Source organism: Crassaminicella thermophila, assembly GCF_008152325.1.
GTDB lineage: Bacteria > Bacillota > Clostridia > Peptostreptococcales > Thermotaleaceae > Crassaminicella_A > Crassaminicella_A thermophila.
This window is the reverse complement of sequence record NZ_CP042243.1, coordinates 2,394,753-2,414,687: the sequence shown is the minus strand read 5'-3', so window position 1 is coordinate 2,414,687 and position 19,935 is coordinate 2,394,753. Positions and strand designations below refer to the sequence as shown.

25 protein-coding genes and 1 pseudogene are annotated in these 19,935 nt (G+C 30.4%); all 26 read left to right on the top strand.

Annotated elements, in window-relative coordinates; genetic code table 11:
• Positions 1 to 56 precede the first annotated feature (56 nt).
• The gene (locus tag FQB35_RS12210) at positions 57 to 284 is read left to right on the top strand and encodes a hypothetical protein (protein WP_148810158.1); all 228 of its coding nucleotides are present in this window, start codon (positions 57 to 59) and stop codon (positions 282 to 284) included.
• On the top strand, positions 265 to 576 hold the full coding sequence (locus FQB35_RS12205; protein WP_148810157.1) for a YbjQ family protein: 312 nt from the start codon (positions 265 to 267) through the stop codon (positions 574 to 576). Before FQB35_RS12210 ends, FQB35_RS12205 begins: the two co-directional genes overlap by 20 nt.
• A gap of 256 nt (positions 577 to 832) precedes the next feature.
• A complete protein-coding gene (locus FQB35_RS12200; RefSeq protein ID WP_408625503.1) occupies positions 833 to 1,456 on the top strand; it encodes an ABC transporter ATP-binding protein in 624 nt (207 codons plus the stop codon).
• Between the two features lie 20 nt (positions 1,457 to 1,476).
• On the top strand, positions 1,477 to 3,471 hold the full coding sequence (locus FQB35_RS12195; RefSeq protein ID WP_148810843.1) for a COG1361 S-layer family protein: 1,995 nt from the start codon (positions 1,477 to 1,479) through the stop codon (positions 3,469 to 3,471).
• Positions 3,464 to 3,937, top strand: a complete 474-nt coding sequence (locus FQB35_RS16310) for an ABC transporter permease (protein ID WP_231701793.1) — start codon at positions 3,464 to 3,466, stop codon at positions 3,935 to 3,937. Before FQB35_RS12195 ends, FQB35_RS16310 begins: the two co-directional genes overlap by 8 nt.
• Positions 3,916 to 4,791: an ABC transporter permease gene (locus FQB35_RS12190; RefSeq protein WP_231701792.1), complete on the top strand. Its 876-nt coding sequence runs from the start codon at positions 3,916 to 3,918 to the stop codon at positions 4,789 to 4,791. Before FQB35_RS16310 ends, FQB35_RS12190 begins: the two co-directional genes overlap by 22 nt.
• A gap of 372 nt (positions 4,792 to 5,163) precedes the next feature.
• Positions 5,164 to 5,913 (top strand): DeoR/GlpR family DNA-binding transcription regulator, encoded by a 750-nt coding sequence (locus FQB35_RS12185; RefSeq protein ID WP_148810842.1) that lies wholly within the window; start codon positions 5,164 to 5,166, stop codon positions 5,911 to 5,913.
• Positions 5,913 to 6,824 (top strand): 1-phosphofructokinase, encoded by a 912-nt coding sequence (gene pfkB, locus FQB35_RS12180; protein WP_148810155.1) that lies wholly within the window; start codon positions 5,913 to 5,915, stop codon positions 6,822 to 6,824. Before FQB35_RS12185 ends, pfkB begins: the two co-directional genes overlap by 1 nt.
• 16 nt (positions 6,825 to 6,840) lie before the next feature.
• Positions 6,841 to 8,709 carry a PTS fructose transporter subunit IIABC gene (locus tag FQB35_RS12175; protein WP_148810154.1) on the top strand — a complete coding sequence of 623 codons (1,869 nt, stop codon included), beginning with the start codon at positions 6,841 to 6,843 and terminating at the stop codon, positions 8,707 to 8,709.
• 17 nt (positions 8,710 to 8,726) lie between these two features.
• The gene (locus FQB35_RS12170) at positions 8,727 to 8,990 is read left to right on the top strand and encodes an HPr family phosphocarrier protein (RefSeq protein WP_148810153.1); all 264 of its coding nucleotides are present in this window, start codon (positions 8,727 to 8,729) and stop codon (positions 8,988 to 8,990) included.
• Between the two features lie 141 nt (positions 8,991 to 9,131).
• Positions 9,132 to 9,923, top strand: a complete 792-nt coding sequence (locus FQB35_RS12165) for an Mrp/NBP35 family ATP-binding protein (protein ID WP_148810152.1) — start codon at positions 9,132 to 9,134, stop codon at positions 9,921 to 9,923.
• Entirely contained in the window at positions 9,923 to 10,306 is a 384-nt protein-coding gene (locus tag FQB35_RS12160) for a NifB/NifX family molybdenum-iron cluster-binding protein (protein ID WP_148810151.1), read from the top strand. Before FQB35_RS12165 ends, FQB35_RS12160 begins: the two co-directional genes overlap by 1 nt.
• 1 nt (position 10,307) lies before the next feature.
• Entirely contained in the window at positions 10,308 to 11,138 is an 831-nt protein-coding gene (locus FQB35_RS12155; RefSeq protein ID WP_148810150.1) for a 4Fe-4S binding protein, read from the top strand.
• The gene (locus FQB35_RS12150) at positions 11,129 to 11,986 is read left to right on the top strand and encodes an ATP-binding protein (RefSeq protein ID WP_148810149.1); all 858 of its coding nucleotides are present in this window, start codon (positions 11,129 to 11,131) and stop codon (positions 11,984 to 11,986) included. The genes FQB35_RS12155 and FQB35_RS12150 overlap by 10 nt, the downstream gene beginning before the upstream one ends.
• A gap of 2 nt (positions 11,987 to 11,988) precedes the next feature.
• Positions 11,989 to 12,345, top strand: coding sequence for a NifB/NifX family molybdenum-iron cluster-binding protein (locus tag FQB35_RS12145; protein WP_148810148.1), 357 nt, complete (start codon positions 11,989 to 11,991; stop codon positions 12,343 to 12,345).
• Positions 12,346 to 12,425: 80 nt separating this feature from the next.
• Entirely contained in the window at positions 12,426 to 12,863 is a 438-nt protein-coding gene (locus FQB35_RS12140; protein WP_148810147.1) for a Fur family transcriptional regulator, read from the top strand.
• 4 nt (positions 12,864 to 12,867) lie between these two features.
• Positions 12,868 to 13,332, top strand: a complete 465-nt coding sequence (locus tag FQB35_RS12135; protein ID WP_148810146.1) for a DUF134 domain-containing protein — start codon at positions 12,868 to 12,870, stop codon at positions 13,330 to 13,332.
• Between the two features lie 55 nt (positions 13,333 to 13,387).
• Entirely contained in the window at positions 13,388 to 14,011 is a 624-nt protein-coding gene (locus FQB35_RS12130; RefSeq protein WP_168198341.1) for a regulatory protein RecX, read from the top strand.
• Positions 14,012 to 14,351: 340 nt separating this feature from the next.
• Entirely contained in the window at positions 14,352 to 15,209 is an 858-nt protein-coding gene (locus tag FQB35_RS12125; protein ID WP_231701908.1) for a serine aminopeptidase domain-containing protein, read from the top strand.
• A gap of 173 nt (positions 15,210 to 15,382) precedes the next feature.
• A complete protein-coding gene (locus tag FQB35_RS12120; RefSeq protein WP_148810143.1) occupies positions 15,383 to 16,150 on the top strand; it encodes a class I SAM-dependent methyltransferase in 768 nt (255 codons plus the stop codon).
• Between the two features lie 3 nt (positions 16,151 to 16,153).
• Positions 16,154 to 16,410: pseudogene (locus FQB35_RS16305) on the top strand (IS3 family transposase); the annotation flags it as partial.
• Positions 16,411 to 16,688: 278 nt separating this feature from the next.
• The gene (locus FQB35_RS15945) at positions 16,689 to 16,850 is read left to right on the top strand and encodes a hypothetical protein (protein ID WP_168198339.1); all 162 of its coding nucleotides are present in this window, start codon (positions 16,689 to 16,691) and stop codon (positions 16,848 to 16,850) included.
• Positions 16,851 to 16,870: 20 nt separating this feature from the next.
• Entirely contained in the window at positions 16,871 to 17,611 is a 741-nt protein-coding gene (locus tag FQB35_RS12110; RefSeq protein ID WP_148810141.1) for an alpha/beta hydrolase, read from the top strand.
• A 140-nt stretch (positions 17,612 to 17,751) separates the two neighbouring features.
• On the top strand, positions 17,752 to 17,997 hold the full coding sequence (locus FQB35_RS12105; protein WP_148810140.1) for a hypothetical protein: 246 nt from the start codon (positions 17,752 to 17,754) through the stop codon (positions 17,995 to 17,997).
• Between the two features lie 124 nt (positions 17,998 to 18,121).
• The gene (locus tag FQB35_RS12100) at positions 18,122 to 18,982 is read left to right on the top strand and encodes a carboxypeptidase-like regulatory domain-containing protein (RefSeq protein WP_148810139.1); all 861 of its coding nucleotides are present in this window, start codon (positions 18,122 to 18,124) and stop codon (positions 18,980 to 18,982) included.
• A 14-nt stretch (positions 18,983 to 18,996) separates the two neighbouring features.
• Entirely contained in the window at positions 18,997 to 19,872 is an 876-nt protein-coding gene (locus tag FQB35_RS12095; RefSeq protein ID WP_148810138.1) for an MSCRAMM family protein, read from the top strand.
• Positions 19,873 to 19,935: the final 63 nt, after the last annotated feature.

Here is a 19,935-nt window from a genome sequence, read left to right as displayed (position 1 = left end):
GGGGATTGTAATGCATATAATAAGATAGAATCCATATTTTATAAAGGGTGACTTTGATGAAAAATATATTAATAACCATTGGCATAACGATTATTTTTTGTATAATTTTCACGCTTTATGCTTTCGATATTCTTTTTACAATGATTAATACTAATGGATCTATTTTAATAATAGGTGTTGTGTTTATTATTTTTACAGGATTTATATTGGCGTTAATATATAATATGTATAAAAGAATAAAAGAAATTAAGGAGGAGGAAAAAGATGATTTTAGTAAATACTGATTATATTAGCGGAAAAAAATTAGAGACAATTTCTATTGTAAAAGGTTCAACAGTAAGAGCGAAGCATGTGGGAAAAGACATTTTGAGTGGATTAAAAACATTGGTAGGTGGAGAAATAGAGGCTTATAGAGAAATGATGGATGAGGCTAGAGCGATTGCTACAAAACGAATGGTTGAAGAAGCAGAAGAATTAGGAGCAGATGGGATAGTTAATATAAGATATGCTACTAGTGCAATTATGCAGGGAGCAGCAGAAGTGATTGTTTATGGAACAGCTGTTAAATTTGTATAATGATGGAAGCTATGATTAGCTTCTATTTTTTATTGACAAATATAAAATCAAATAATATAATAAGTGTACTAACACTAATAGTACACTTATTATAAAAGTCTATGTTTGTAATATTTTTGTAACTATTTTTGAGTAAATTTGTTATATACTGTTATTTAAAAAAGAAATAAAAAACGTTTCAGGGGGGATATATATTAAAAATGCAGTCGAAATAAAAAATATTAGAAAGGTATATAAAGTAGGAGATGAAAAGGTAATAGCATTAAATGATGTTTCCCTGGAAATAAAAGCAGGAGAAATATGTTGTTTTTTAGGGACTTCAGGTTCAGGAAAATCTACCCTTTTAAACCTAATGGCAGGACTTGAAAAACCAACACGAGGAACAATAAAAATAAATGGTAAAAATGTTGAAAAAATGAATGAGAAAAAGCTTGCTAAGTTTCGACAAGAGCATATCGGATTTATTTTTCAGTCATATAATCTTTTGCCATCACTTACTGCTCTTGAGAATGTTAGCTTACCATTAACTTTTAGAGGAATTAAAAAAAAGGTGAGAGAACAAATTTCTATGGATATGCTAGAAGCTGTTGGTTTAAAAAAATATATATGCCATAAGCCAACACAGATGAGTGGAGGACAGCAGCAAAGAGTAGGAATAGCAAGAGCTTTTGTTAGTAAACCACCTATTATTTTTGCTGATGAGCCAACAGGAAATTTGGATTCAAAAACGACTCATGAGGTAATGCAATTAATGCTAAAGATAGCAAAAGAGAATCAGCAGACATTAGTAATTGTAACCCATGATAAAAGCATTGCTGAATATGCAGATAAAATTGTTTACATTTTAGATGGAAACATTGAAAAAATTGAAGAAAAATAGTAAGAAACAGGGGGAAAAAAATGAAGCGAAAGATACTTAGTTTTTTTGTTATAGGGATGATGATTTTAAGTATTTGTAATATACATAGTACTATTTCATATGCAAGTGGCGTAAATCTGATTATTGGAAGAAATGCAGATGTACCTGTATTTGAGCCAGGGGAGGAAGTAAGATTTGCAATTCCTATTGAAAATATTGGAGCTGATAATGCAAATGATGTTATTGTTTCTTTAGATACAAGTGATTTAGAAAAATTTCCTTTTGTCATTGATAAAATGGCTACTACAAGGAGAATTTCATCTATAAATGCACATAGTGATGAAGATGCTGTATTTTATTTAAAGGTAGCTTTAGATGCAGAGGCAAAAATTTATCCGATAAAGGTAGATATTGTGTATAGTACAGAAATGGGTGGAGGCGGTCAGATATCACAGACTGTTTATGTAAAAATAGAGAATAATCGTAAAAAGCCTTCTTTAAAATTAATGGATGTAAAATTTGAAGGAGATAGCTTGTTAAGTGGGCAGAGTACTACAATGAAATTAGATATTCGAAATGAAGGAGAATCTTTGGTAAAAGATTTGAAGATAAGCTTAGAGGGTCTTAAGGCTGATGGTATTCGAATGGATGGTTATATGGAAATACCTAAAATAAAAGAAGTAAAAGCAAAGCATTTTCAAGTTGTTCCAATAAAGCTTTATGCAGATGAAAATTTGAAAAGTGGGACATATGAATTAGAGCTTTCTATGAAATATAAAGACGAATATAATCATGAATATGAGCAAAAAACTAAAATTTATGTTCCTGTAGAAGGTGTTAGTGAGCAAGAACTAGATTTTGGATTTGAAAATTTAACTTATCCTAAAGAAGGCGTAAATACAAGTGAAGACTTTACGATTGCTTTTGATTTGAAAAACTTATCAGAAAAAGATGCAAAAAACTTAAAAGTAAGTGTAGATGGAGGAAGTGAAATTTTACCAAAGTCTCCTTCAATAAAAAATATAAAAAGTTTAGCTTCAGGAAAGTCAGTTTATTTAGAATTTGTATTTTTTGCTAAGGATGGAATTGAATCAAAAAATTATCCTATTAAAATCGATATAACATATGGATTAAATGGATCAGAAGAAAATCATTCTATTAGCCAGTATGTAGGTGTATATCTTAAGGGAGATAATTCAAAATTGACTCCTAAAATAATTATAGATGATTATAATTATGGAAAAGAGTATATAAAGACTGGAGAAGTTTTTCCACTTACTATGTCCTTTCTTAATACGAATAAAAATACTGCTGTAAGAAACATAAAGGTAAGTTTAACCTCAGAAGGAGATACTTTTGCACCGGTAGGAAGTAGTAACTCTTTCTTTATTAATGAAATAGGGCCAAATGCTCGCAAAAAAAGGAATGTTAAGCTAAAAGCAAAAGTAGATGCAGAACAGAAAGTATATAATGTAGTAGTAGATATTGAATATGAAGACAATACAGGAAAACAGTATTCTGCAAAGGAGACAATAGGAATTTATGTAATTCAGGAAGTTAGGTTTGAAACGTCTGATGTAAAGATTCCATCTGATATATTTGCAGGAGAACCTTGTGCGTTATCTATTGATTATTACAACTTAGGAAGAGGTATTTTAAGAAATATGATGATTCATACAGAAGGCGATTTTGAGATAAAAGATGGAAGTGTCTATATAGGAAATATGGAAGCAGGAAAAGATGATTATTATGATGTTACAATAATACCTAAAAAAGAAGGAAAATTTAACGGCAAAATTGTATTCAAATTTGAAGATGCTGTAGGAAATCCTCATGAAATAGTAAAGGATTTTGAAATAAATGCACAAAAAATAGAAGAACCACCAATGCCTCCAGAAGGAATGGAAATGCAAAAGCCAAAAACTTCTAAAAGATGGATTTGGATTGCAGGAGGTGGACTTTTAGCATTAGGTATTGCAATATTTATTTATAGAAAGAAAAAAAAGAAAGCCGAGGAAGTGACTATTGATGAATAATTTTGATTTATTTAAAATGGGCTTTCGAAATCTGTGGAAAAAAAAGACAAGGACTTTTTTGACTATCTTAGGTGTAATTATTGGAACCTGTTCCATAGTAATTATGATGTCAATTGGAATTGCAATGGATAAAAGCAACAAAGAGTGGATTGAGAGTATGGGAGATTTAAGTGTAATTGAGGTAAGGGCTTCAGGACATCATTTTGATCAGAATTCAAGAAACTCAAAAAAAGAAGTAAAACTTGATGATAAAAGTGTTGCAGAATTTGAAAAAATTCCAGGAGTAAAGGCTGTAATGCCTATAAAAAGAATGCAACTGAAAATTGCAGCAGGAAAAATGCTAGGATATGTAGATGTAGTAGGAATAAAACCTGAATTGATGGAAGCCTTTGGATTTAAAGTAGAAAAGGGAAGACTTCTTTTGCCATCGGATAAAAAGAAGTATTGGTTTTTGGAAAAGAAGTAGCTTATCAGTTTTATAATCCAAGATCAAGAAATCAATATGATTATTCAGATGAGCCAAAGGTAAATTTGGTGAGTAATAAATTAATTATAACATCAGATATGGATTATGGAGAGAAAAAAAGGAATCAAAGAAGGGATGATTATAAGCCTCCAAAGCCTCATAAAGCAAAAGGAGTAGGTATTTTAGCAGAAAGCGGAGGAGAAAGAGATTGGTATGCTTATATGAATATAACTTCTCTTGAAAAACTGATTAAAGAAGATAAAGATGCAAGGCATGAAAGAAGAAGATCCTCAAATAATAGAAATAAATATGAAGAAATAAAGGTAAAGGTAGAAGATATCCAAATGGTAGAGGAGATTCAAAAGAAGATAAAAGATATGGGATTTCAAGCTCGTAGCTTAACAGATATGTTAAAGTCTATGAAAGAACAGACAAAGAAGGTACAGGCAATATTAGGAGGTATTGGGGCTGTAAGTTTACTTGTTGCAGCTATTGGTATTACAAATACAATGATTATGAGTATATATGAAAGAACAAGAGAAATAGGAGTTATGAAGGTGCTTGGAGCAAATCTTACGGATATTAAAAAATTATTTTTATTTGAAGCTGCTATGATTGGTTTTGTTGGAGGGATATTAGGGATTATAATAAGTTATGCAGTATCCTTTGGACTTAACAAATTAGCTGGAGGGTTTATGGGACCTATGGATAGTGATACTGGAATTTCTGTTATTACAATAAGCTTGGCGACAGGTGGAGTGTTGTTTGCAACAATTATTGGTGTTATTTCAGGATATTTGCCAGCAAGACGAGCAATGAATCTAAGTGCATTAGATGCAATAAAAACTGAATAACAAAATTTTGATAGGTTGTTAACAACCAAAACCAGCTTCTATATATTCATATAGAAGCTGGTTTTAGCTTGTTGACAAAGTTATATTTATTAATGAATTGAAAAATAACGCTCTGGAATGGATTAAGATTATAATTGCATTAGGGTATATAGCTTGCTAAAAACGGACATCAATGGAGGAGAAAAGTATTATGTAGTTAAAAAAAGCGTGTGATAGACGACGTTTTTTATGATAAAAATTACATAACGTGATTGTATTTGAATGATCATGAGTGAATAAAGTGTATTTGTGAAAAGTTTTGAAAGAAAATGATTGATTTTTGAGTGGTTTTGACTTATAATGAGCATATGAAGGGGTTAAGAGGTGATAAGTTTGCTTACAGAAAGAAGACATGAAATTATATTAGAAATTTTAAAACAAAAAGGATCAGTAAGAATTAACGAACTTGTAGAAGCTACAAATACATCAGAATCTACTATAAGACGTGATCTTACTTTTTTAGAAAGTATAAATACACTAAAGAGAGTACATGGAGGAGCTACTTTACTAAAAGGTAGATTTAATGAACCTAGCTATGGTGAGAAGCAAGATCAATACGTTCAAGAAAAAACAATGATTGCTAAATATGCGGCATCTTTAATAGAAGATGGGGATTGTGTGTATTTAGATGCTGGAACTACAACATTTAAGATGATTCAGTTTTTAAATAAAAAAGATATTATTGTGGTTACAAATGGATTAAAGCATATTGATATGTTAGTGGAAAAGGATATCAATGCTTATATCGTTGGTGGGAAAGTAAAATCACGAACAAAGGCTGTTATAGGGACAGATGCGTTGAAAAATATTGAAAAATTTAGGTTTGATAAATGCTTTATGGGAATGAATGGCATACATATAGACTATGGATTTACTACTCCAGATTCAGAAGAGGCGATTCTTAAGGATACAGCGATAAATCTTTCTAGAGAAGCTTTTGTGCTAGCAGATGAAAGCAAATTTGGGGAAGTAGCTTTTGTAAAGGTTGCTGACTTAAAAAAAGCAGTCATTATTACAAACTGTGAGGTTGAAGATTATGATAAATATAGGAACAAGACTAGAATAAAGGTTGTGACAGAATAATGATATATACAGTAACATTAAATCCATCAATAGATTATGTAGTAAAAGTTGAAGATTTTCGATTAGGAACAGTAAATAGAGTAAATACAGATTATAAATATCCTGGAGGAAAAGGGATTAATGTGTCAAGGGTTTTGAAAAATATGGGGATAAAAAGTAAAGCATTAGGTTTTATAGGAGGGTTTACAGGGGCGTATATTAAAAAATATTTAGAAGCTGAAGGGATTGAAACGGATTTTATAACTGTAAAAGGAGATACAAGAATCAATATAAAGCTTAAAGCTGATGAAGAAACTGAGATCAATGGAGCTGGACCTGATATTACAGAAGAAAATATAAATGTATTATTTGAAAAGATAAGTAAATTAACAAGTAATGACTATCTTGTACTTGCAGGAAATATTCAAAAAAGCTTATCGAGAGATATTTATTCAAAGATTCAAGAAAAATGTATAAGCAATGATGTGAAAGTAGTTGTAGATACAACAGGAGAATCATTGATAGTTACTTTAAAATATCATCCCTTTTTAATAAAACCAAATAAAGAGGAACTAGAAGAAATATTTGGTGTTGAAATGAATACACAAGAAGAAATTATTTTATATGCAAAAAAGCTTAGAGATATGGGAGCACAAAATGTAATCATTTCAATGGCAGGAGAGGGAGCTTTGCTTATATGTAAAAATGGCGTATATCATGGGTCTGTACCAAAAGGAGTTGTAAAAAATTCTGTGGGCGCAGGAGACTCCTTAATTGCAGGATTTATTGCTAGTTATTCACAGAACTTAGATATAGAGAAAGCTTTTAAAATGGGAATAGCTTCTGGCAGTGCTACAGCTTTTTCACTTGATTTATGTAAAAGAGAAGATGTTGAAAAATTACTAGATCAAGTAAAAATAAATAAAATTTAAATAAAGGAGGACAAACATGAAAATAACAGATATTTTAAAGAAAGATACAATTATTCTTGATTTAAAAGCTACGACAAAAGAAGAAGTAATCGATGAATTAGTAAATAAACTAGATAAAGCAGGAAGATTAAATGATAAAAAAGCATTCAAAAAAGCAATTCTAAAAAGGGAAGAGGATGCTTCAACAGGTGTAGGTGATGGGATTGCTATTCCTCATGCAAAGACTAGCGCAGTGAAGATACCAGCTTTAGCTTTTGGATATTCTAAAATGGGTATAGAGTATAATTCATTAGATGGAAAGCCAGTACATATTTTTTTCATGATTGCTGGTAGTGAGAATGCAAATAATGAGCATTTAGAAACATTATCTAGGTTATCTGTAATGCTTATGAACGAAGATTTTAGGAAAAAAATTACTAATGTAAAGAGTGAAGAAGAATTATTAAATATTATAGAGGCACAAGAAAAATTAAAAACCGAGGATCAAAAGAAGATAAATAATACTAAAGGATTAATTTTAGCAGTAACAGCTTGTCCAACAGGGATTGCACATACTTATATGGCTGCAGATGCTCTTAAAAATAAAGCACAAGAAATGGGTGTAGAAATAAAAGTAGAAACAAATGGTGCTACAGGAGTTAAAAATAGATTAACCGATGAAGAGATAAAAAAAGCTACAGCTATTATTGTTGCTGCAGATAAACAAGTAGACATGGCAAGATTTGAAGGAAAAAAAGTTATTCAAGTTCCAGTATCACAAGGAATCAAAAATGCTGAAGAACTTATTATGAAAGGGCTAAAGGGGGATGCAACGATTTATAATCATAAGGGAAATATAGTATCTGATACCCTTGACAAAAAGGAAAGACGTGGTTTTTATAAGCATTTGATGAATGGGGTTTCAAATATGCTTCCGTTTGTAGTAGGTGGAGGAATATTAATTGCTATATCTTTCTTTTTCGGAATAAAAGCATTTGATCCAAATGATCCATCTTTTCATCCTTTTGCAAAGCTATTAATGGATATAGGTGGTGGAAGTGCATTTTTCTTAATGGTACCTATTCTTGCAGGATTTATTGGTATGAGTATAGCAGATAGACCAGGTTTTGCACCAGCTATGGTGGGCGGATTGATTGCAGCAAATAATGGAGCAGGATTTTTAGGAGGACTGATTGCAGGTTTCTTAGGAGGATATATTGTTTTATTCTTAAAGAAAGCGTTTACTAAGTTGCCAGAGTCATTAGAAGGAATTAAGCCGGTATTATTATATCCTTTATTTGGAATATTTATTACAGGAGCTATTATGTTGCTTGTTGTTGTAAATCCTGTTAAAAGTTTGAATTTAGGATTGCAAAGCTGGTTAAACGGTATGGGAACAGCTAATAAAGTATTATTAGGATTAGTGTTAGGTGGTATGATGGCTGTAGATATGGGTGGACCTATTAATAAAGCTGCGTTTACTTTTGGTATAGCAATGATTGACGCTGGAAATTTTGCACCTCATGCTGCAGTCATGGCAGGTGGAATGGTGCCACCACTTGGAATAGCTATTGCAACAACGTTATTCAGAAATAAATTTACAAAGGGTGAAAGAGAAGCAGGAAAGACTTGTTATATTATGGGAGCATCATTTATTACTGAGGGAGCTATCCCTTTTGCAGCAGCAGACCCAGGTAGGGTAATTCCATCTATTATTGTAGGATCGGCAGTGGCAGGTGCCCTTTCTATGATCTTTAATATAGGACTTCCAGCACCTCATGGAGGAGCCTTTGTTATTCCAATTGTTAAAGGTAATCCAGGTTTATATGTAGCAGCGATTCTAATAGGATCTTTAATAACAGCATTTATGCTTGGATTTTTAAAAAAGCCAATAAATAATAATTAATTCTTAAGGAGGAAATTATGGAGAAAAAAGTTGTTATTAAGAATGAAAGTGGTATGCATGCTAGACCTGCTAGTATGTTTGTTAAAACAGCAAATGCTTTTAAATCAGATATAGAGATAGAATTTAATGGTAGAAAAATAAATGCTAAGTCTATTATGGGAATTATGAGTCTAGGAATTGCAAAAGATAGTGAGATTACTATAATTGTTAATGGAGAAGATGAAGAAAAAGCAATACATGCATTAATGGAATTAATAGAAAGTGGATTTGAAAAAAGTTAAATAAAAGAGTATATAAATAACTTTAATTTGGAGAAGCTATTAATGCTTCTCTTTTTTTTGTTCAAATTGGCATTTGACAATAACAAAATTTGGGGTATAATATAACTAGCAAATGCCAATAATAAAATGGAGGGAAAATAAATGATTCAAAAGGAAACACCACTGGAAGGAACTAACATAAAAAAAATTATTGCAGTAATGAGTGGGAAAGGAGGAGTAGGAAAGTCTTCTGTTACTTCTTTAATGGCTGTATCTTTAAGAAATAAGGGATATAAGGTAGGAATAATGGATGCAGATATTACAGGGCCTAGTATTCCAAAAATATTTGGAATAAATGGAATAAGAGCCTTTTCAAGCGATGGTAAAGTGATTCAACCTGTAGATACAGTGACAGGAATTAAAGTAATGTCATTAAATTTATTGATAGATAAAGAGGATGATCCTGTTGTATGGAGAGGTCCTTTGATAGGAGCTACTGTAAAGCAGTTTTATACAGATGTAGCATGGGGAGATTTAGATGTATTACTTATAGATATGCCGCCAGGAACTGGAGATGTACCCCTTACTATTATGCAATCACTGCCAGTAGATGGTATTGTCGTAGTATCTTCTCCTCAGGATCTAGTAAAGCTTATTGTTAAAAAATCAGTAAATATGGCAAAGATGATGGCAATACCTATTTATGGAATAGTTGAAAATATGAGCTATTTTGAATGTCCAGATTGCAATAAAAAGCACTACCTATTTGGAGAAAGTAAAGTTGAAGAAGCTGCTAAGGAAATGGACATAGAAATATTAGAAAGACTTCCTATTGATCCTGAATTTGTGGAATTGTGTGACGAGGGAAGAGTAGAGGTATTTGGAAAAATACGCTTTGGTTTTTGTGAAAACTTTGCTAATAAATTAGAAGATAAAATAGGAGGGATTGAGTAATGAAAATATGTATTTCAAGTACAGGAAAAGAAAAAAATTCTATAATGGATGAAAGATTCGGAAGATGTCAATATTTTGTTATATTTGATACAGAAACAAAAGAATTCAAAGCGCTTGAAAATGCTGGTGTAACATCTGCACATGGAGCAGGAATTGCTGCGGGACAACAAATTGTAGATGAAAAAGTAGAAGTAGTAATTACTGGGCACATGGGACCAAATGCAATGAAAGTATTACAAGGAGGAAATATCAAGGTATATAAAGGACAGGGGAAAGCTATTGAAGAAGAAATTAGATTATTCCAAGAAGGAAAGTTAGAAGAGATAAATCAAGCAGGACCTGCTCATTTTGGAATGGGAAACAGAGCAAGAGGGAGCTGGTAGGATGAAAATTGCAGTCTTAAGCGGTAAAGGTGGGACAGGAAAGACAACAGTCTCAACAAATCTTGCAAAGGTTATGAATTGGGATTATGTAGACTGCGATGTTGAGGAACCGAATGGGTTTATATTTTTAAAGCCTAATGTACTAAAAACAAAGAAAGTTAATGTACCTATTCCTAAGATAGATGATGAAAAATGTATAAATTGTAAAAAGTGTGTAGAAATTTGTCAGTTTAATGCTTTAGCTGGAACAAATACAGGGATTATTTTATTTGAAAAATTGTGTCACAGCTGTGGTGCATGTGAACTTGTATGTCCAGTAGATGCTATTACAGAGGAAGAAAGAAGTATTGGAAAGATAGATATAGGACAAAGCGAAGATATTAAATGTATGAGAGGGGTTTTAGATGTAGGAGAGCCAATGGCTGTTCCGATTATCAAGGAATTGAAATCTTTAATAGATGAAAAACCTACAATAATTGATTGTTCTCCTGGAAGCTCTTGTTCAGTTGTATCAGCAATTGAAGGGGTAGACTATGCTGTTTTGGTTACAGAACCTACAGCATTTGGATTACATGATTTAAAAATCGCTGTGTCACTTGTAAAAGAGATGAAAATTCCATTCGGTGTTATTATTAATCGCGCTGAAGAAGAAAATGATCTTATTACAAGGTATTGCAAAGAAGAAGGGATTTATCTTTTAGGAAAGATTGCCTTTGATCGAAAAGCAGCTGTTTTATATTCTCAAGGAAAGCTACTTATTGAAGATGAAGTATTTAGAAAAGGATTTGAAGAAATAGGAAGAAAAATTGAGGGGGTGAAGAGGTGCAACTAGTGGTTATAAGCGGTAAAGGGGGAACTGGAAAAACAACAGTTGCAGCATCACTTGCCTATCTTAGTGAAAAAAGCATAAAAGTGGATTGCGATGTAGATGCTTCAAACCTTCATATACTTTTACAAGGAAAAGATATAGAAGAAGAAAACTTCTTTGGAGCAAAGGTTGCAAATATAGACTCTAATAAATGTATAAAATGTGGAGCTTGTGAAAAAGTATGTAGATATGATGCAATAAAAAATTATCAAGTAGATCCCCTAAAATGTGAAGGATGTGCAGCATGTACTGTAGTATGTGAGCAAAATGCAATTCTGTTAAAAGATGAAGTGACTGGGAAGACTATTATTACACAAACAAATAAAGGACTTTTATCAAGAGCTGATATGGTTATTGGTGCAGAAGGTTCAGGAAAGCTTGTTACAAAGGTAAGAAAAAATGCTATGGCACATAGAAAAAACAATGAATGGATTATATTAGATGGAACTCCAGGAATAGGATGTGCTGTTATGGCTTCTGTTACTGGCTGTGATGCTGCACTTATTGTGGTTGAGCCGACTCAGTCAGGATTAGAAGATTTTTTGAGAGTTCTTTCATTAATCAATTTTTTTGGAGTAAAGCCATTTGTATGTATTAATAAATATGACATAAATGAAGATATGACTATTGAAATAGAGAAATATTGCAAGGAAGAGGGTATTGATGTATTAGGAAAAATTCCATTTGATCCTTGTGTAAAAGAAGCTGTAAATGCTTTAAAGCCTATTGTAAGCTATAAAGAAAGCAAAGCTTCAAAAGAAATTATAAAAATATGGAACAAACTAAAAGAAATATATAAGGAGGATGTTTAAAAATGAAAATTGCTTTAGCTAAGGAAGGGAATTTAGTATCCGGACATTTTGGACATTGTGAAGGGTTTGAAGTTTTTGATGTAGTGGATGGAAAAATTGAAGGAAGAAGTTTTCTTCCGAATCCAGGTCATAGACCAGGGTTTTTGCCACCATATCTTGCTGAAAAAGGAATCGATGTAATTATTGCTGGTGGAATGGGTGCTACTGCTCAAGAACTTTTTAAAGAAAATGGTGTTTCAGTAGTTGTGGGAGCACAAGGAAATATTGAAGATGTAGTTAATGCATATGTAAGCGGTAATTTACAATCTACAGGAAGCGTATGTAGAGATCATGCTCATGAGGGAAATTGCAAGGCTTAGGCAGAATTGTTTTATTCTGCCTTTTTCTATATAAAAAATTATTTTTACTTTATAGAAAATAATTGAATTTGGTGATAAAAATGAAAAACAAAATAGAAATGATAGAAAAGATTTTAAAAGAAAATAATATAAAGATGACAAAACAAAGGAAAGCGATTATAGAGATTTTTTTAAATCATGATGCACATTTTAAGCCAGAAGAATTATATGAGCTTATAAAGGATAAAAAAATCGGATTAGCAACAGTGTATCGAACTATAGAAATATTGAAAAGACATGATATAATAGAAGAAGTTACGATTGGAAAAGATAGATACTACGAATTAAAATTATTTAGTGAAAAACGAATGCATATTCATTTTCGATGTGAAAGGTGCAATAGTATTTATGATTATGATGAAACAGAATTGATTTTAGATCTTATTAAATTAAGAAATTTTGTTGAAAAGGAACATGATGTAGAGATAAAAGACCTTACAATGATTCTTAATGGTATATGTCAAAAGTGTAGGGGGTGAAATTTTGCCTAGGCCAACAAAACCAAGAAAAATTGCTTTTATGCCTGAAAATAGATATTTTATTCCTATAGGAAAACCAAAGTGTCATCTTGAGGAGATTCAATTAAAGCTAGAGGAAGTTGAGGCAATGCGCCTAAAAGATATTGAAAAACTTTCTCAAGAAGAATGTGCAGAAAAAATGCATGTATCAAGACAAACTTTTCAATTAATAATTGATGAAGCAAGAAGGAAAGTTGCTCAGGCACTAACAGAAGGAAAGGCAATCAATATTCAAGGTGGAAATTATACTTTGAATATTTGTAAATATGTATGCAAAGATTGTGGGTATGAATTTAATGAGGCTTATGAAAAAGAAATCCATTTATGCCCGAAGTGTAAATCGGAGGAAGTAGTGTGCATAAATGAAGGAAGATTTTGTATAAGAGGATGTAGAAAACCTTGGTGTAATAAAGTAAAGGTAGATGAATAAAAGTCGAGAAATTTCTCGGCTTTTATTTAATATACATAGAAAGGATGAAAAAATAATGCCTATAATTACGAAGATTGAGCAGCAAAAAAATAATAATCGGGTAAATCTATATGTAGATGGTGAATTTTTCTTAGGAATAGATATGGAAATTCTATACAAATTAAGATTAAAGGAAGGGAGAGATATTGAAAAAAAAGAACTACAATTTATTATAGAGGAAGAAACATATCAAAAGGCAAAAAGTAAGGCTTTAAAGCTATTACATTTTTCTTCTCGTACAGAAAAAGAAATGAGAGAAAAACTAAAAAAATATGAATACTCAGATGAAATAATTGATAGAGTTATATTATTTCTAAAGGAATATAACTTTATTAATGATCAGGAACTCGCTAAGCAGATGGTAAAAAGTAAATCAAAGGAGAAAAAGTATGGACAAAATCGAATAAAGCAAGATTTATATAGAAAAGGGATGGATATAGAGCTTATAGAAAATATAATTACAGAAGAATTAGATCGGGAAACAGAATATGAGAATGCATTAAGTTTAGCACAAAAGAAGGTCAAAACTATTAAAGATACAGACAAAAGAAAAATTTATGAAAAATTAGGAAGATATTTAGTATATCGTGGATATGATTATGATATTATTCGAAAAGTAATTGATATTGTGTTAAAGTAATCTAAATGATGGATGTTATGAACAGTTAAATAAAAATTATAAGAATTTATAAAAATTTTGTATAATCTAATTATAGATGAGAATAATTAATAAAATTGCCGTAGGCAAAAAAGAATATCAGTAATTGGAACTGTATTTTAAGAAAAATTATTTTAAAAGTATAAACACCTAATTTGCAGGATTTATCCGACTTAGGAGTATTTAATTTAAAAAGAACAAATAAAGCTAGAAAAATGGTGAGAGAGTTGGTTGAAGATGATTAAAACATATAAAGTCATGCTAAAACCAAACAACAAACCCGACTGTTAAAAAAATGAAGAAGGGCGGTGTTTTGTTCGAAATGGAAAATAAGAAAATTATGTTAACAAAAGAAAATGGACAAAAATTATTCGTTGATATTTATGAAGTAAATAAATCTTATCCAAATGTATTAACTACACAATTTAATATAAACATCGATGATTATCCTCAATATTACAAACCCTTTGCAGAATTAGGATTCAATATTTTTGCTGTCCAATTAACTGGTTCAGGGAAAAGTGGTGGAAAACGAAATCATTTAACTCCAGAAATTGCTTATGATGATATAAAAACAGTAATAGATTACATAGTAAAAAATTATAATGATGCAATACATATGTATGGAGTAAATGGAAATGGTGGTATTTATGGGCAGTATGCCGTATCTATAGATGATCGTATTAGATCATGTGCATTATATGGAGTCGGTTTACATAAAGATTTGAGTTATATTCCAAATCATAAGCAATTATATGTAATTTATCCCATAATAAAGATGCTAGCAAAATTTTTTCCTGGATTAAAAGTTAATAGTAAAAAGCAAGCAAATTTGGACATATTAGAATTTCCAAATGTTGAAAAAGAAAAAGAATTATATAAAAATATTGAAGAAAAGTATATTGATTTTTGGAATATACCATTAATTTGGTATTCAAGCTTTATAGGTTTATTTTTAGAAGATGATAGTAAATTAAAAAACAAGCCTAAATGTCCAATTTTAATGTTTGTGCCAGAATATGATAGGTTTTTTTCACAAGAATATCTTAACAAGGTATATGAGTGGTTCGATGAACCTAAAAAAAAGGTTGATCTTGAAGGAGCTTGTCATTCATTTTGGGCATTAAATTCTGAAGAAGTATGCAAAATAGCTGCAGAATGGTTTGAAGAGAATCCATAGCATATGAGAATTCACACGTCATCTAACATAGACTTTTTATCATCCTACGAAAAACATGTAGGACGACGAAAAGTCTAAGTCCGTTATTTGTAATAGCAATATATTCTAAAAAAGATAAAAATAATAGATATTGTATAGTAGTAGAAATAATGCAAACTAAAGGGGGATAATTTATGAATAGAAATAGTGTAGAAGAACAATACAACTCAATGTCATATTTCTATAATGTTTTATATTCTGGGTGTGATATGAAAGATTATGAAGATGACTTTATAAATGAATATGAGGACTTGTTAAATAGCCTACAAAGTAATTCAAAAATATTAGATAGTTCATGTGGAAATGGTATTCAAGCAACAGCATTAAAGAGAAAGGGTTTTAATGTTATTGGAACGGATATTAGCAAAGAAATGATAAATTTAACTCAACAGTATGCAAAGAGTAATAACTTATTTTTTCCTACAAAACAATTGAGTTGGGAACAGTTACCTTATAATTTTGATGATGAGTTTGATGTTGTGTTTTGTTGTGGAAATTCAATTAGTCACAGCATGGGTAAAGATGAAATGTTAAACAATATAAGGTCACTATATAAAGTTACTAAAAATGGTGGCAAAATTATAATTGACACAAGAAACTGGGATAAAGTAATAAAGGAAAATGTAAGATTTAAAACAAGTGATATAAAGAGATACAATGATAGAAAGTATATATTTACATATATTTGGAATTTAAATGGTTTTGATGAAAGTAGCAATGTTGAAATTTTGTTTATTGAGATTGCCAATGATAAAGAAACAAAATGTATTCCTTTTAGATTAGATTTTACACCATTTAAGCATGATGACTTTATTAAGAGATTGAAAGAGTGTGGATTAAATATAGTTAAAGATAATTTTCAGTTAGATAATGACAATTATTCAGTAATATTAGAAAAATAAACTAGGTCTACAGTAAATAAGTGGATTTCTGATTATAACAATACCAAATCCTTTAAAGCTAAAGATAATAGAAATGATGAAGAGAACGAACTTATAAAACTTAAAAAAGAAATATATCTAGAAGTCTTGTTTATTATACCCCTGTGAAAAAATCATACGATAGTAAATTGGATAATGAGATCATAAGTATTTTTAAGAAAAGTAGAAATAACTATAGTACAAGAAAAATAAGGAAAGAATTAAATAAAAAAGGATATAAAGACTTAGGAGTAAAAGATTTAGCAGTTGTTAGTAATAAAGATAAATATAAAAATACTAATAAATCACCTAAAATGAAAAAGTTAATTAAAAAATATGAAAAGATTACAAAGACAAATATCAAGAAAAAATGAATAAAACAAAAATAGAAGGAGGTGAAAACCGTTACAAGTACCATAAAACTAACAATATTATAAAAATTGAAAATAAGTTGAGAAAACTTTATAGGAAAATTAAAGGAATAAGATAGAATTATATTCATCAAATAACAACATCTTTAGTGAAAACCAAGCCAAAGTATATTGTTATTGAGGATTTGAATGTAATTGGTATGCTTAAAAATAAAAAGTTATCAAAAGTTATACAGGAACAATCTTTAAGAGAGTTTAGAAGGCAACTTGATGATGCAAGCCTTAACCTTAGAGATTATCCTATAAAATAGGTATTTGGTAACGGAGAATTATGAATTGTTTACATAGTTATGCAAAATTATTTTTTTATGAAGGAAATGATGAAGGTTGTTTATTGATACATGGCTTTACAGGAACCCCTGCTCATATGAGGTTATTAGGGGAAGTATTAAAAAAGCAAGGATATACTGTAAATGGTATTTTATTAAAAGGACATGGAACTTGTGTAGAAGACATGAGAAAATGCAATTGGAAGGATTGGATGAAGGATGCATTAGATGGATATCAAAAGTTAAGAGATAAGTGTAGTAAAGTATATGTAATAGGATTATCAATGGGAGGGGTTTTATCTTTATTATTAGCAGAAAAGTATAAAGTAGATAAAATAATATCTATTGCAGCACCAATTCGTATCTATGATAGGTTTGCAAGATTTTCTCCTATTGTGAAATATTTTATGCCATATAAAAAATGGAAAGAATCACTACCACAAAAAGAAGAAAATACAGCGTATAAAATTGCTTATACATCTATTCCAGTAGGAACAGTTCCTAGCTTATTAAAATTAATGAAACAAGCAAAAAGTAATTTATCAAAGATTACATGTCCAACAATGATAATTCAATCACAGAAGGATCAAACTGTAAAACCAATAAGTGCCCAAATAATTTATGACAGTATTTCTTCAAAACAAAAAGAAATCCTATGGCTTAAGCAATCCAAGCATGTTTGTACATTAGGACCTGAAAGAGAGTATATGCATAGAAAAATAATTGAATTTTTACAAAGATAAATGCATCTGGATTTTTTAATCGAGATGCATTTATCTTTGTAAAAAAATATTGGAAATAAAACATCAAAATAAAAAGGAAATTCTGAATATTTAAAGAATATATATAATAAAAATATGTATATGATAAGGGGAAATGCAAAATGGCGAAACTTTATTATTGTACAGAGTGTAGAAGAATTGAAAAGAATGATTCTAAATGTGGTTTTTGTGAAAGTCAGCAAATTAAGCCTTTAAACATTGGAGCACCAGTTAATGTTATAGGCACAAAGCAAAAGGGAAGGGTATTTAAAATAAATGATGATGCAGTAAAACTAATTGTAGTGAATGAAGCTAAAGAAAAGTTAATAAAAGATTATAAGCATGATGAAATTCAAAAGATTTTATAAAAATGGCTTCTGCATATGGCAGAAGCCATTTTTTAGGTGACAAATACAACTGTAACACTTTTTTTAAAAAACTCATAATATGTACTAGTCAAAGCTAGTATAAAACCAAAAAGGAGGTAAATAGATGAGTGATTTATACAAACTTGGACAATCCAAACAAGGGAATCTAGAAAACGTTGGAGAAGAGATTAGATTAGACGTACAATTAGATATAGATCCATTTTTAAATACTGGATCTGTTACAGGAACAATTACTGATCCTGATGGAAATCCTGTTTCAGAAGTTTTAGTTAAAATTTTAGATAATAACAACAACCCACTATATCATACACTAACAGATGATACAGGATTTTACAATATATCTGATATTGTCCCAGCATCTGAGCTTAGATTTAGCATGATTAAAACTGGGTATCTTCTTAATGATACAACATCTTTTTCAATAGTTGCTGGTCAAACAATAACTATAAATGCTACAATACACCCTGATCCAAATGCAGAATTATCTACTATTACAGCTCATATCTATGATGAATTAGGAAATCCACTAGAAGGCGTAACTGCTTCTATATCAAAAATTGTTGCAGGTGAAGAAATCCCATATGCTGTAACTACTACTAATGAATATGGTCAATGTGTTTTTACTAAGGTAGAACTAGGAAGTTATATTGGAAGAGCAACAAAGCAAGGATATCATACTACTATGATTGAGATTCAAGTAACTCAACCAGGCTCAATAATAAATCTTACTGGAATTATGGAAATATCCCCTACTACCTCTCAAGGAACTATCAATGGTATTATCCAAGATGATAATGGTAATCCAGTAGTAGGTGCAGTAGTTATATTATATGAAGTTACTGGTGATCCTGAAAATCCAAAATTGACTCCAATAAGGTATACAAGAACAATATCTGGTGGAGCATACCTATTTGGAGATGTTCCACAAGGCAAATATATTGTAAAAGCAAATAAGGAACAATAAAGTGAGGTGATATTATGGCTGAAAATAAAGATCTTTATAAATTAGGGCAATCTCAAACTGGTTCTATAGTAGATTTAGGTCAAGAGATTCGTATAGACTTAGAACTTGAAGATAATATTTTTACTGATTCTGGTACTGTTTTTGGTAAGGCTTTAGATGTTAATGGAGATGGAATACCAAATGTCACTATAAAAATAACAGATACAAATTATAATCCAAAATACCATACTGTTACTGATGATTCTGGACAATATACTATAGCTGAAGTAGCAGCGGGAAATCAATATTTAATATTTGCATCTAAAGATCATTATGATTTAAAACAAGGTACTCCATTTACAATGCAAGTATCTCAACAAATAGAAAGAGATTTTGTAATGACTGTTGATCCAGGTTCAACGAATAGTTTAGTTGCTGGTGAAGTATTAAATATGAGTGGAGAACCTCTTGAAGGAGCTACTGTAAGATTATATGCTAATAATGAATCTAATCCAACATTAATAAAAACAACTCATACAAATCAATATGGTCAGTATGCATTCTTTGATGTTGCGCAAGGAATGTATCAAATTACTAGTTCATTATTAGGCTATACAAATACTAGCACATCCTTTATTATAGATGGACCAAGTCAAGTTAGGAATATAGTCCTAAATATGCCTATAGATCCTGTAGGAAGAAAAGGAACTATAAATGGTGTTATAAAGGATAAAAATGGTTTACCAATTGCAAATGCTTATGTAATTCTATTTGAAGTAATTACAGATGAAGAAGGAAAAGAAACATTAAATCCAATAAGAACTACTTGGACAAATTCGCAAGGTTTATATCTATTTGAGCAAATACCTGAAGGAAATTATAAAATTAAAGCAAACAAAACAGCAGAATAAAAAATTATTTATGAATGGGTATATAAAAATTATATACCCATTCTCTATAAAATATATGTGAGG

Excerpts from the sequence above, each read along its gene's own strand:
- FQB35_RS12095 (WP_148810138.1), top strand. The coding sequence starts at position 18,997 with ATGGCTGAAAATAAAGATCTTTATAAATTAGGGCAATCTCAAACTGGT.
- FQB35_RS12105 (WP_148810140.1), top strand. The coding sequence starts at position 17,752 with ATGGCGAAACTTTATTATTGTACAGAGTGTAGAAGAATTGAAAAGAAT.
- FQB35_RS12140 (WP_148810147.1), top strand. The coding sequence starts at position 12,426 with ATGAAAAACAAAATAGAAATGATAGAAAAGATTTTAAAAGAAAATAAT.
- FQB35_RS12195 (WP_148810843.1), top strand. The coding sequence starts at position 1,477 with ATGAAGCGAAAGATACTTAGTTTTTTTGTTATAGGGATGATGATTTTA.
- FQB35_RS12130 (WP_168198341.1), top strand. The coding sequence starts at position 13,388 with ATGCCTATAATTACGAAGATTGAGCAGCAAAAAAATAATAATCGGGTA.
- FQB35_RS12110 (WP_148810141.1), top strand. The coding sequence starts at position 16,871 with ATGAATTGTTTACATAGTTATGCAAAATTATTTTTTTATGAAGGAAAT.
- FQB35_RS12160 (WP_148810151.1), top strand. The coding sequence starts at position 9,923 with ATGAAAATATGTATTTCAAGTACAGGAAAAGAAAAAAATTCTATAATG.
- FQB35_RS12120 (WP_148810143.1), top strand. The coding sequence starts at position 15,383 with ATGAATAGAAATAGTGTAGAAGAACAATACAACTCAATGTCATATTTC.
- FQB35_RS16310 (WP_231701793.1), top strand. The coding sequence starts at position 3,464 with ATGAATAATTTTGATTTATTTAAAATGGGCTTTCGAAATCTGTGGAAA.
- FQB35_RS12175 (WP_148810154.1), top strand. The coding sequence starts at position 6,841 with ATGAAAATAACAGATATTTTAAAGAAAGATACAATTATTCTTGATTTA.
- FQB35_RS12125 (WP_231701908.1), top strand. The coding sequence starts at position 14,352 with ATGGAAAATAAGAAAATTATGTTAACAAAAGAAAATGGACAAAAATTA.
- FQB35_RS12155 (WP_148810150.1), top strand. The coding sequence starts at position 10,308 with ATGAAAATTGCAGTCTTAAGCGGTAAAGGTGGGACAGGAAAGACAACA.
- FQB35_RS12210 (WP_148810158.1), top strand. The coding sequence starts at position 57 with ATGAAAAATATATTAATAACCATTGGCATAACGATTATTTTTTGTATA.
- FQB35_RS12165 (WP_148810152.1), top strand. The coding sequence starts at position 9,132 with ATGATTCAAAAGGAAACACCACTGGAAGGAACTAACATAAAAAAAATT.
- FQB35_RS12205 (WP_148810157.1), top strand. The coding sequence starts at position 265 with ATGATTTTAGTAAATACTGATTATATTAGCGGAAAAAAATTAGAGACA.
- FQB35_RS12145 (WP_148810148.1), top strand. The coding sequence starts at position 11,989 with ATGAAAATTGCTTTAGCTAAGGAAGGGAATTTAGTATCCGGACATTTT.
- FQB35_RS12100 (WP_148810139.1), top strand. The coding sequence starts at position 18,122 with ATGAGTGATTTATACAAACTTGGACAATCCAAACAAGGGAATCTAGAA.
- pfkB (WP_148810155.1), top strand. The coding sequence starts at position 5,913 with ATGATATATACAGTAACATTAAATCCATCAATAGATTATGTAGTAAAA.
- FQB35_RS12170 (WP_148810153.1), top strand. The coding sequence starts at position 8,727 with ATGGAGAAAAAAGTTGTTATTAAGAATGAAAGTGGTATGCATGCTAGA.